Annotated in this window: 7 protein-coding genes; all 7 read left to right on the forward strand. The window is 38.6% G+C overall.

The annotated features are described in order from the left end of the window. On the forward strand, positions 1-2952 hold a 2952-nt coding region (locus C8P64_RS15300), incomplete at its 5' end, for an Ig-like domain-containing protein (protein WP_146167230.1). Positions 2953-3181: 229 nt separating this feature from the next. After that, positions 3182-4045, forward strand: a complete 864-nt coding sequence (locus C8P64_RS15305; RefSeq protein ID WP_108172977.1) for a glycosyltransferase family 2 protein — start codon at positions 3182-3184, stop codon at positions 4043-4045. 50 nt (positions 4046-4095) lie between these two features. Beyond that, the gene (locus tag C8P64_RS15310; protein WP_245889715.1) at positions 4096-5457 is read left to right on the forward strand and encodes an exopolysaccharide biosynthesis polyprenyl glycosylphosphotransferase; all 1362 of its coding nucleotides are present in this window, start codon (positions 4096-4098) and stop codon (positions 5455-5457) included. Between the two features lie 33 nt (positions 5458-5490). Beyond that, complete coding sequence (locus C8P64_RS15315; protein ID WP_108172978.1) at positions 5491-6261, forward strand: polysaccharide biosynthesis/export family protein; 771 nt, start codon at positions 5491-5493, stop codon at positions 6259-6261. 4 nt (positions 6262-6265) lie between these two features. Beyond that, complete coding sequence (locus tag C8P64_RS15320; protein WP_108172979.1) at positions 6266-8653, forward strand: GumC family protein; 2388 nt, start codon at positions 6266-6268, stop codon at positions 8651-8653. Positions 8654-9252: 599 nt separating this feature from the next. After that, positions 9253-12252: a SusC/RagA family TonB-linked outer membrane protein gene (locus C8P64_RS15325; RefSeq protein ID WP_108172980.1), complete on the forward strand. Its 3000-nt coding sequence runs from the start codon at positions 9253-9255 to the stop codon at positions 12250-12252. A 9-nt stretch (positions 12253-12261) separates the two neighbouring features. Further along, positions 12262-13602 (forward strand): RagB/SusD family nutrient uptake outer membrane protein, encoded by a 1341-nt coding sequence (locus C8P64_RS15330; protein ID WP_108172981.1) that lies wholly within the window; start codon positions 12262-12264, stop codon positions 13600-13602. Positions 13603-13644: the final 42 nt, after the last annotated feature.

The raw sequence follows: 13644 nt of genomic DNA on the forward strand, positions 1-13644 counted from the left end.
TTAACTGCGATAGCTACAGACAATGATGGAGAGAGTACTACTTCCGGAATCATTAATATCACGATAGAAGCTCCGAACCAATTACCAGCGGTAGCGATTACTTCACCACTGAATAACGAGGTCTTTACTTCCCCGGCAAATATAGTTATCACTGCGGAAGCGAGTGACCCTAATGGAAGTGTTAGCAGCGTTGAATTCTTTGAAGGCACTAATTCTTTGGGTATTGATAATGATGGTACCGATGGCTGGAGCGTGACCTGGAACGGGTTGACTACCGGCAGTTATGCGCTGACAGCGGTAGCTACGGATAATGACCTTGAAACAACCACTTCCGAAATCATTAATATCACGGTAGAAGCTCCCAACCAATTACCAGCGGTAGCCATTACTACGCCACTGAATAACGAGGTATTTACTTCCCCGGCAGATATAGTTATCACCGCGGATGTAACAGATACTGATGGTACGGTGACCAGTGTGGAATTTTTTGAAGGCACTAATTCTCTGGGCATAGATACCGATGGTACCGATGGCTGGAGTGTGACCTGGAACGGAGTGACTACGGGCAGTTATACGCTGACAGCGGTAGCTACGGATAATGACCTTGAAACAACCACTTCCGAAATCATTAATATCACGGTAGAAGCTCCGAACCAATTACCTACGGTAGCCATTACTACGCCACTGAATAACGAGGTATTTACCTCCCCGGCAGATATAGCTATCACCGCGGATGCTACAGATCCTGATGGAAATGTTAACAGCGTGGAATTCTTTGAAGGCACTAATTCTTTGGGTATTGATAGCGATGGCACCGATGGCTGGAGCGTGACCTGGAATGGGGTAACTACCGGCAGTTATGCTCTGACAGCGGTAGCTACGGACAATGACCTTGAAACAACCACTTCTGAAAGTATCAATATCACGGTAGAAGCTCCAAACCAATTACCAGCGGTAGCCATTACTTCGCCACTGAATAACGAGGTATTTACTTCCCCTACAGATATAGTTATCACCGCGGATGCTACAGATCCTGATGGTACGGTGACCAGCGTAGAATTCTTTGAAGGCACTAATTCTCTGGGCATAGATACCGATGGCACTGATGGCTGGAATGTGACCTGGAATGGGGTAACTACCGGCAGTTATGCTCTGACAGCGGTAGCTACGGATAATGACCTGGAAACAATCACTTCCGAAATCATTAATATCACGGTAGAAGCTCCCAACCAATTACCTACGGTAGCCATTACTTCGCCACTGAATAGCGAGGTCTTCACGTCCCCGGCAGATATTACGATCACTGCGGATGCCACAGATCCTGATGGTACGGTGACCAGCGTGGAATTCTTTGAAGGCACTAATTCTTTGGGCATTGATACCGATGGTACCGATGGCTGGAGTGTGACCTGGAACGGAGTGACCACGGGCAGTTATGCCCTGACAGCGGTAGCTAGAGATAATGAAGCTGGAACTGGTACTTCAAATATTATTACTATAAATGTACAGCAGCCACTTCCTTCTATCACTAATTTCATTCCGTCATCAGGTCCTGTGGGAAGTATTGTTCTTTTGAATGGTTTCAATCTTAGCGGAGTCTCTGAGGTTTCTTTTGGACCTTCCATTGCTGAAATAATATCAGTTTCGAATACTCAATTGGAGGTAAGAGTGCCTCCGCAAAATGGTAAACTTCCTAAATCGGTCAAAATTTCTGTAACCTCCCCGGCAGGTCAATTTACTTCGACAAACAAATTTACTGTTACAGCCGGAAGTGTTCCTGTAAATAATAGTCCGGTAGTAAGTTTTATTACTCCAGCAGAAAATACCGGATTCGACGCTCCTGCAACAATAGATATGTTGGTGAATGCTTCAGATTCAGATGGTTTTGTAACTAAAGTTGAATTTTTTAATGGTAATTCTAAATTGGGAGAAGATGTATCGAGTCCATATGAATTCAGTTGGACAAATGTTCCTTCCGGAAGTTATTCACTACGGGCAATAGCTACAGATGATAAAGGTTCAACTGGAAATTCTGGACCTGTTAATATTCAGGTCTCAGAACCTGGAGGCAATCAATCTCCTGTGGTTTCAATTACATCGCCTTCTAATAATGCCAGTTTTACCGCTTTAGCAAATATTAATATTACCGCTAATGCCTCAGATCCTGATGGTAGTATTACCCAGGTAGAATTTTTTAACGGTTCAAGCAGTTTAGGGATAGATTCAACCAGCCCATATTCTGTCTCTTGGAATAATGTTACAGCTGGTACCTATTTATTAACGGCCATTGCGACAGATAATCTTGGACTGGTTACAACCTCAAATGTTGTTACGGTGAATGTCTCGCCTACCCAAAACCTAAACGCTCCCTCTAGCTTATCAGCTCAATGGATGACTAACAGTGAGGTTTACCTGATCTGGAAAGATAATGATCTTACAGAAGATGGATTTATCCTGGAAAGATCAACAAAACCAGACTTTTCTGGCCGAATTGATTTTATAAGCCTTCCAGCCAATACAAATTCTTATACAGATAGAAATCTTAATAGTAAAAAAGGAGGAGGGATTCTATATTATCGTATCAAGGCAGTAAAAGGTAATATATCCTCAGGTTATTCCAATACCGTCCAGGCAGCACCTTTATCTGGGGCAATTGTCGCTTCATCAAAAGAAATGCAGGGATCAGCAATTAATGAGGAGTTTATAGCATATCCCAATCCAACTTCCGGTGATGTTACCGTAAAGTTCACTCTTAATAATAATAGAGATTATACGCTCAATTTATTAAACTCAATGGGTGCTTACCTAATGCTTGTAGGAGAAGGTAAGGCTATTGGAGGTTTGGAATATACTTATGAATTGTCTGTAAATCAATATCCGGACGGTCTGTATTTTATAATTCTAAAAACAAAAGATAGTTCTCAAAGTTTTAGTTTAATCATTAAAAGATAAGATTGAAAGGTATCTAAACCTTTATGGTTGAATTCCTTCACACCTCAAATCAAATTTCTGATTTCCTTGAAAATGCAGCATTTTTTCATTGCTGTTAACTTCAAAATTAATTCCCTACCAGGCCCCTCACAAGAAAGACGGCAGATACCTAGGGTATCTAAACATATTCAACCAATTAATCATGGCTTGGATACTTGGATTTATAAATTTTTAAAAAAGGGAAAAAATCATGAAAGTTTCAATTATTACAGTAGTATTTAATAACGCCGAAACGATTACGGAATGTATCAGATCTGTTTTAGATCAAATATATAAAAATATCGAATTAATTATCATTGATGGAGGAAGTACGGATGGTACTCAACTCAAAATTGAATCCTTTAAGGAAGAAATAGCATATTATATTTCTGAAAAAGATTCAGGGATATTTGATGCTTATAATAAAGGAATAAAGAAAGCAACCGGTGATGTTATCGGTATTCTTAATTCCGATGACTTTCTATATGAGCAAGAAACGATAAGTAAGATCGTAAAGGCTTTTGAAGATTCAAAAGCAGACCTGGTGTATGGCAATGGAATGTTTGTTAGTCAGAATGATACCAGTAAAATAAAAAGGATCTATTCCTCGAAAACCTTTAAAAGGAATTACCTCAATTTCGGATGGATACCCTTGCATCCTACAATATATGTTAAAAAAGAAGTATATGATAAATATGGTCTTTACAGCTTAAATTATTCAATTGCCAGTGATTATGATATCTCCCTGCGATGGTTCCAGAATGAAAAGATCAGCAAATATTTTTTAAAAGACTGGATCGTAAAAATGAGGCTTGGAGGCAAGAGTACTTGTATTAAACTTCAACGAAGAAAATCAACTGAAGATATGAAAGTCATCCGGGAGCATAAATTGATGGGCCCGTTGACCCTGGTTTTTAAAATCGGGCGAAAAATCCCCCAATATATTTATCCTCAGTTGATTCGTCCACATATTAATTCCAGTAAAAATTTAAAAAAGGTTAGAAAAACTGAACCCTACCGAAGCCTTTCATTTCTTAGAAATCTGTTTACATCTAAAGAATCTGTAAGTAATTAGATGTATAGTTAACCATAGTTCAAATTTCAAAAGTTTTTAAAAGCGGGAAAATGTCAGTGTCAAAAGGTATTAAGGGGGCAGATCTTATCATTCCTATTTCATTCGGGATACATTTATTGATCCTGAATGTGACCTTGTATTTTCTAACTCCAGAAACTTATTTAAATATATTTTCTATTTTCTTTTATAACGTGTCATGGTTAATAATAGCTACAATTTTAAGTTTTTATTCGCTGGAAAGGAAGGAGCGGTTTATTACGCGCTTCCATAAATTCGTAATGCACTATTTTATATTCATCCTGGCATATTTTGCCGCATTCTCATTCACAAAGACAGATTTCAATATAACTCAGCAAATTTTAGTTCTAAGCGTGATTTTTTTCTTGCTTGCGGCTTACCGCTGGATATTTTTTTCCATTAGAAAATGGTATCGTATCAAAGGAGGGAACTATGTTAATGTAGTTATTGTTGGTTACGGTAATAATATTATTAAGATAAGGAAGATATTTAATCGTCCCGATTATGGATACCGTTATCTGGGGTATTTTAATGAAGAATGTGTAGCTGAAAAAGACTATCTCGGTAAGCTGGATGAATGTTATAATTATATACTGGACAACAGAGTTGATGAGATTTATTGCATGGTCTCTGAACTATCAAGGGAAGAACTGAAACAGCTTATACTCTTCGCAGATAATAATTTTAAAAGATTAAAATTAGTACCGGATAATAAAGGAATTTTTACCCGGGCCATGAATGCGGAATTGTTTGAAACCATTCCGATCCTCAATTTAAGAAATTCCCCTTTGGAACTTAATTATGCTAAACACGGTAAAAGGGCATTCGATATTTTATTTTCCTTATTTGTTATCGTTTTTATCCTATCATGGTTAACACCAATCCTTTATTTGATCATGAGAATCGAATCTAAAGGTCCGGTTTTCTTTAAGCAATTAAGGCATGGATATAATAAGCAGTCTTTCTGGTGTTATAAATACAGGTCCATGTATGTAAACAAGGAGGCCAATAGTAAAATGTGCGTTAAAAATGATTGTAGAGTAACCAGGATTGGCAAATTCTTGCGCAAAACAAGTCTGGACGAACTGCCACAGTTCATCAATGTGTTTAAAGGTGAAATGAGTGTTGTAGGTCCCAGACCTCATATGGAAGCCCATACTTTAGAATATTCCAGGTCTGTAAATCAATACCTGGTAAGGCATTATGCAAAACCAGGAATTACAGGTTTGGCTCAAATCAAAGGTTATAGAGGAGAAGTCGTAAAAAAGTCGGATATTATAAATCGAACCAGACTGGATATTTTTTATCTGGAGAAGTGGTGCCCCATTTTAGACTTTAAAATAATTTATTACACCATATACAACTGTCTTAAAGGAGAAGAAAAGGCTTTTTAAGGTAAATATTATAAATAATTAAAGAATAAAATTATGGCAACCTCCCGATTTCTAAGTATTCTAGTATTAGCTTCTTTATGCACTGTCTTATTTTCTTCCTGCGTCTCAAGGGAAGAAATAGTTTATTTTCAGAATCAAGAGAATTCTATAAACTATGAGATAGATAATAACCTAAGAATAAGACCTAATGATCAGCTAACAATCAGGGTCTCTACTCCAGAGGCAGAGGCTTCTCTTCCCTTTAATCTCACTAAGGCCGGTATCTCCCAGGAAAATAATTCTGGTAATGTAGAATTGGAGACCTATATGGTAGATGCAGATGGGACTATTGAATTTCCCGTTTTGGGAACTGTAGAGGTTGAGGGGCTTACTACATTTGAATTGGCTCGGAAAATTAAGAAGGAAATTTCTATTTATGTGAAGGATGCTATTGTAAATGTTCGAGTTCTTAATTTTAAGATCAGCGTTCTGGGAGAGGTTAAAAATCCAGGAACATTTACAATCCAGGATGATAATATTAGTTTGACCCAAGCCCTGGGCCTCGCCGGTGATCTAACGATTTTTGGGAAAAGAGAAAATGTGATGATCATAAGGGAAGTAGATGGGGTTAAAACCAAAACATACCTTGATATTACGGATTTTAATTCTGTAAACTCTCCTTATTTTAATCTTAGGCAAAATGATGTTGTTTACGTAGAGCCTAAAGGAACCAAGAGGCAATCTGCAAGTGTCTTGAATAATGCCGGTAGTTATATCGCCATTATGTCTTTCCTTATCTCTACCATCATTTTGGTAACCCCTTGAAAAAATGACTCATTCTAATAATTCATATAAACCCCAGGGGAGTAAATTTCACATTAGAAAGGAGCTTCAGAAGTACCTGAAATACTGGTATTGGTTCGTGCTTGGGATTGGTGCAGCAATAATAGGGGGTGTTTTTTATTTACGCTATACCACTCCTATTTATAGTGCAGCGGCAAGTATTATAATTAATCAGGAAACCAGTAATAATGGTGGCTCTGAAATGCCAGACCTTGGTTTTGCAACAGGATTAAAAACGAATAATCTGGAGAAAGAATTAGCAATTCTAAGATCCAGACGCATTATGCACGATGTTGTTAAAGCATTGAATCTAAACCTTACATTCTTTGTAGATGGTCAGGTGAGGGATGTAGAATTATATAAAAATGTTCCTTTCAGTTTAAAGGTTTTGAAGTTGAAGGAAGAAAATGATGAAGGAATTGGTGGAGAAAGCTTTAAAATTTCTCTGGACAAAAATAATAAGCTTAAGATTACTAATCTGAAAACTTTCGAAACCATCTCGGCCAAACCCGGCACATCCATCGACCTGGGATTCGGTAATGTGGTAATTCAACCGAAAGAAGGAGTTGAAAGCTTTTCAAATATCACCATGAGAATATCTGAGGTAGATGAAGTCGCAGCGAAATATCGCGGGGGGCTTAAACTTATTCAGGAAAGAGAAAATTCTAATGTGATTCAGTTGGTGTTGGAAGATCCGGTAGTTGAAAAAGCCAAGGATGTTATAGATCAGTTGATTTTCGAGTTTAATCGTGATGCCATTGAGGATAAGAATTTAATAGCGGGTAATACAGCAAATTTTATTAATGAACGTCTGGATATTATAAATGATGAACTGGAATATGTGGAGTCTGGGAAAGAAGAGTTTAAGGAGAGTAATCGATTAACAGATATAAAAGCCGAATCTCAGTTGTTTGTTCAAACTGCAAGTGATTATAATAAGCAAAGACAGGAAATTGGAACTCAAATCGAACTGGTTAATGCTATGTTGGATTACTTATCAGATAGCGAAAGAGCCGAACTCCTGCCAGCAAATCTAGGAATCGAAGAAGGAGCAATTAATCAAAAAATAGCGGAATATAACGACCTGGTTTTGGAGCGAAACAGGATCATGAAGAGTTCAACAGAGTTGAATCCCATGGTAATTCGTATCAATAATAATATAGATCAGATTAAAGCTAATATTTTTCAAAGTTTGCAGAGGTTAAGCAAAAATCTCCAGATTTCTCAAAATGAAGTTTCCAGGCAAATGAGAAGTATTGGTTCAAAAATTCTGGCAGTACCTTCCCAGGAAAGGGAGTATAGAGGTATTGAAAGGCAGCAAAGCATCAAGGAAGCACTTTATCTTTACTTGCTGCAAAAAAGAGAGGAGAACTCTCTTGCTTTGGCAGTTACTGCCCCAAAAGCTAAAATAGTAGATAGTGCATATAGTTCGGGTTATATAGTATCTCCCAAATCCAAAAGTGTATTGCTGGGTACAGTCGTTCTCGGGTTTTTTATCCCCTTTTCAATAATATATATTAGAAACCTAATGGACAACAAGATCCGGAAGCGTGGAGATCTTGAAGAGATAACCAGAGAGATTTCAATAGTAGGTGAATTACCCAGAGTTAAAGATAAAAGTGAACTGGTAATAACCGAGAATGATAGGTCTATGTTAGCTGAAGCATTCAGGTTTCTTATTACAAACCTGCAATTTCTTTTATTGAAATCACGGAATACTCAAAAAAGCGCTAAAATTTTGGTCACTTCTACTATTAAAGGTGAAGGAAAGACTTTTACCGCTCTGAACTTGGCTATTACTCTTGCAAATACAGAAAAGAAAGTATTACTGGTTGGAGCAGATCTTCGTAATCCGAAATTGCATCAATATCTTAGTAAGGCAACAAAAAATATCGGATTAAGCGATTACCTGGCTAATAAAGACCTTAACCTGGAAAGTCTAATAGGAAAATCAAAGTTTCATAAAAACTTGAGTATTCTTCCTTCAGGAAGTATTCCTCCTAATCCCTCAGAATTATTAAGGCAGCCCAAGCTTGATGGCATGTTCAAAAAACTGGAAGAAAATTATGATTATATAGTAATAGATTCTGCGCCTTCCATGCTTGTAACCGATACTTTCCTGATTAATAAATATGCCGATCTAACATTGTACATTATAAAAGCTGGATATACAGATAAAGACTTGATAGCATATCCTGTTGAAGCAAAAAGAGGTGGTTCCATACCTAAAATTAATTTCATTCTGAACAATGTTCAACAGGTAGACTTAGGCTTTGGTAATAAGTATGGCTATGGCTATGGGATAGGAAAGAAATCTGTTTTTAACTGGAGAAATCATGCTGCCCTTCAAAGAATATTGAAAATTCTCTCCTGATCGTATTATAACAAGATCCAAAGAATTATGTTATAGCCAGGTTTTTAGATATGGAAATTGAAATTTGAAAAAAGTTTTCAGTAGAACCATAAAAAAAGCATCCTTACCGGATGCTTTTTTTATGGTCTAAATTCCCATTCCCGGGGAGTATCTTGATTTAGTGTTGGTTAAATTTTTAATTTTTTTTCGTTCTTTAAGAATTTTTTATACTTTTAACTAAGTTTTTATTCAAAGCCTAATTTGAAAAACAATCCAAAAATATCGCAATTTTACTGTAAGCCACTAACCTTGATGGGGCTTCAGCCGATATTTGATTGCTAGACTATCCCATTTTTCTTTTCCGAATCTTTTACCGTGAATGATCTTTTCACGGGTATTTCAATAATTATCTATTCTTTAATTGCATAACTATGTTTTCAATACGGTTATATAATTTAAATATTTCCTGCAAGTCCCTTACGCTACAAGGACTTCAGCCCATCTTCGATTGCTAGAGAGCATCTTTTAATGATTTTCTATCAGCAGTATGTCATGGAATTTAATTTCCCTGGATACCTGAGAGTATTGACTATTTCAAGTATTAATCAATAATTATTAAAATGAATTTCTCTAAACAATTATTAGTATATCTAATCATGTTTATGTGCGGCGCATCCGGATTCGCACAAAGAACAATTACCGGTACAGTTACCGCTGAAGATACCGGGGATCCTTTACTAGGTGCCAATATTCTGGTTCCTGATTCAAGCATCGGGGTTGTTTCCGATTTTGACGGTAATTTCTCTATCGAGGTACCTGAGGGAACTCAGGCGCTGGAGGTTTCTTTTGTGGGTTACCAATCTAAAATGGTGCCTTTAACCGATTCTAACTCCTATAATATAAGTCTGGCTGCAGACCAGACCCTGGATGAAATCGTGATCGTAGGTTACGGTACCCAGGAGCAAAAAGATATTAGTAGTAGTATCCAGACCATAAATACTGAAGAGATCGGGAAGAACCCGGCCGCGAGTTTTGAATCTGCTTTGCAAGGGCAGACGCCAGGGGTGAATATTTCTACTTCTTCGGCTACACCGGGAGCAGCGATAAATGTAAATATCAGGGGTGTCTCTTCTATTTCGGCAAGTAGCCAGCCTCTATTTATTGTAGATGGTGTGCCTCTGGTTTCCAGGAATAATTCAGCATTGAACAGTAATATTCAGCCAACGAATCCATTGGCTGATATTAACCCGAACGATATTAAATCTATCACAATTCTAAAAGATGCTGCAGCGGCTTCAATCTATGGTTCGCGAGGTGCAAATGGGGTAGTGCTTATTACCACAAAAAGAGGAAAGACCGGTAAAACCCTGGTAAACGTGGGTTACTATACTGGCTTCTCTGAAATTACCAATACTCCGGATCTTGTAGGTCCTAATCGATTCAAAGAATTCTTCAATACCGCTGCCGAATTTGACGGTTTGGGAGAGGATTATTTCGACTGGATCGATACCTCTAATGGAGTTAGCACTAATATTTATGATGAGATCTTCAGAACAGGGATCACTCAGAACCTTGATATAAGTGCCCGAGGGGGTTCAGAAAAAACAAGATTCTATTTAAGTGGGAATTACTTCAAGCAGGAGGGTATTCAAATAGGTCAGGAATTCGACAGGTTGAGTACCCGTTTGAATCTTGATCATAGTATCAATGATAAAGTAAAGATAGGAACCACAATTTTTGTCAACCGCAGTAACCATGACCGTACGATTAACGAAAATGACGAATACGGGGTGATCATCAACGCACAGGGCTGGGATCCAACGGCGCCTATTAGAGATGAAAACGGTGAATTTACCAATCCTTTTAGTTACAACACCTGGTGGCCATTAGAAAACCCGGTACTGATCGCTGAAGAATATATCAACGATTCTCAAAGTACCCGTTTCCAGGCTTCCGCTTTTGCTGAATGGGATATCATTCCAGATTTGACTTTTAGATCTGCATTCTCTTCTGAATATTCAAATTTCGTAGAAGAGTCTTTTGTTCCGGCAGGAACTAATAAATCAGACGATGGGGAGGCAATTTTCGCCACTTACGAAGAAACCACCTGGCAGCTGGAGAACACGCTGAATTATAACAAGACTTTTGGGGATAAACATGACCTTGACCTCCTTGCAGGTTGGACCTTGCAGGAAACCAAGGCTCAATTTTCAGACCAGGCGGGAGTAGGGTTTGCTACCAATAATACTACCAGTATTTCTGCTGCTAGCACAATCATAAACAGTACTACTGGTAAAAATCAATTTGGTTTGCAGTCATTTTTTGGACGTGCCAACTATTCTTTTGATAATAGATATGTGTTTGCCTTCACTTTAAGAGCCGATGGTTCTTCTCGTTTTGGTGAAGACAATCAGTACGGGTATTTCCCTTCCGGGTCTGTTGCCTGGAGACTGAACGAAGAAGACTTTTTCGATGTTGAATCTGTTTCTAACCTTAAATTAAGAGGTAGCTATGGTCTAACCGGAAACCAGGAAATTTCTTCCAATTGGGTAGGAACTTATTCTCTGAATGCCAATTATAACGGTAGACCTGGAATTGCCCCGAACCGGCTTGAAAACTCAGATCTTGGCTGGGAAAAGACCAAGCAGCTTAACATTGGTTTAGATCTGGGATTATTTGACCAGAGAATTAATGTGACGGCAGATTATTTCAAAAAGCAAACCGAAGATCTTTTGCTTAGCGCTGGTGTTTCCGGGCTAACAGGTTTCAGTTCTGTTTTTCAGAATATCGGGGAGATCGAGAACAGTGGTTTCGAATTCAGTCTGAATGCAGATGTCATCCAGGGCGATGGCTTTAACTGGACGACCGGAGTGAACTTTTCATTCCTGAATAATGAGATCATTAAGCTGCAAAACGATGGCGAGATCATAGGTAGAAATCACATCCTGAAAGAAGGCGAGGCGGTAAGCACGCTTTACTTGATAAAATATGAAGGGGTAGATCCTCAAACCGGTGATGCCATGTTCGAAGACGTAAATAATGATGGGGTAATAGATTTCGATGATCGCCAGATCGTAGGCAGTGCTCTCCCAGATTATTTTGGTGGATGGCAGAACAACTTCTCTTACAAAGGTTTCAGCTTAACTGCGAATATTCAGTTTTCCGGCGGGAATAAGATCTTTAACCAGAGTAGACACGCTTACGAAAACTTTGGATTTACCCGAAGCGGCATTCCTTACGGAAATATCAGTGAGAGAGTGTATGATAATTACTGGAGAGAACCGGGACAGCAAACCGATGTGCCGAGACCTTCTACCGAAGCCGGGCAATTACAAAGATTCAGTACTCAATTCCTTGAGGATGGTGATTTTATAAGGCTTAAAACGCTTAGACTGGATTATAACCTTCCTTCAGATATTGTAGATTCTATAGGTCTGTCAGGCTTGAATTTATATGTACAGGGGCAGAACCTTGTTACTATAACAGATTATTTAGGATTCGATCCAGAGGTTTCCACGAATACTTCAAATCAAACCGACCTTAACATCCTTCAGGGGGAAGATTTCGGAACCCTTGGGCAGGCGCGTACGATCACCATTGGATTAAATGCTTCATTTTAAAAAACGATCATGAAAAGAATAAATAAATTTTTAATCATAACATTACTTCTCGGTTCACTAACCGGTTGTAGCGATATTTTAGAGGTAGAACTGGATGATGAAATTCGTTCTACAGAAGCGATCACAGACGGAATCTCCCTGAGATCTGCCGTTACCGGACTTTATAGTCTTGCCCAAAGCGGGACATATTATGGAGGAGAATTTGTAATGGCTCAGGCCTTAACCGGTGGAATTGCAGATGCAACGGGTTTCCGTGAGAGATTTACGCAACTGGACAATGCCATTATTCCTGCTTCCAGTATTTATGTGGAAAGCAGCTGGGTAGATGCATACGCCCTGGTAAATTCCAGCAACCTAATCCTTGAAAAAGTAGACGAACTTCAGTTGGACGATCCCGAGTCTGAGGGAGCAGCTCATTTTTTCAGAGCACTTGGTCTATTTGATGCTCTAAGGCAATTCGGGCAGTTTACTGATATGAATTCAGAATTTGGAGTTCCTGTTTTTACTCAGTATGTAGATAAAGAGACTGCCAGAACAATTGGCAGATCTACTGTATCAGCTTCGTATGATCAGATCATTTCAGATCTGGAGGCTGCGGTTTCTTTAATGGAATATGACAGTGAAAAATTCCTTGTTTCAAAAGGAACTGCGGAAGCTCTTCTGGCAAGGGTTCATCTATACGCAGGGAATTATGAGGAAGCCGAGCAATATGCTAGCCTGGCTATAGAAAACCCTGATTATGAACTGAATGATAACTACAATGATATCTACGAAAGTGAAGGTTCTGCTGAAGCTATCTTCGAACTTGAATTCACCGAAACTGATGGGAATTCTCTAACTGAATATTTCTCTGTTTCGCCACCTGAAGTTTCCGCTAATTATGAAGATTTCTATGCCGTTATGAGTGATGACGACGATCCAAGAGGTGACCTTTATTATGATGACGGGCGTGTGGTCTTTGTAGATAAATACGGGATTAATGACGCTACGGTAGATGGGAATGCGATCATTATGAAACTTTCTGAAGTTTATTTGATAAGAGCTGAAGCAAGGGCCAGAATGGGAGAATTTGAACTTGCCCTGGAAGACCTAAATACGGTTAGAACAAGATCGCTGCCTTCTATGGCAATTGCCTTGGAGGAAGCTTCAGATTTTGATTCTTTCACAGATATACTGTTAGAAGAAAGAGCAAGAGAGCTTGCTTTTGAAGGACATCGTTGGTTCGATATCGTTAGACTTGAAAGAGCGGAATCTATCCTGGGAATAGAATCTTTCAGAACCGTATATCCTATCCCGCAGCGTGAAATAGCAATTTCCGGAGGTGTTCTGGTTCAGAATCCAGGATATTAGAAAATAAGTGTTTGGTTTTGTGGTCTTAGCTGGGAGTAAGTG

Source organism: Christiangramia gaetbulicola (assembly GCF_003054225.1).
GTDB lineage: Bacteria > Bacteroidota > Bacteroidia > Flavobacteriales > Flavobacteriaceae > Christiangramia > Christiangramia gaetbulicola.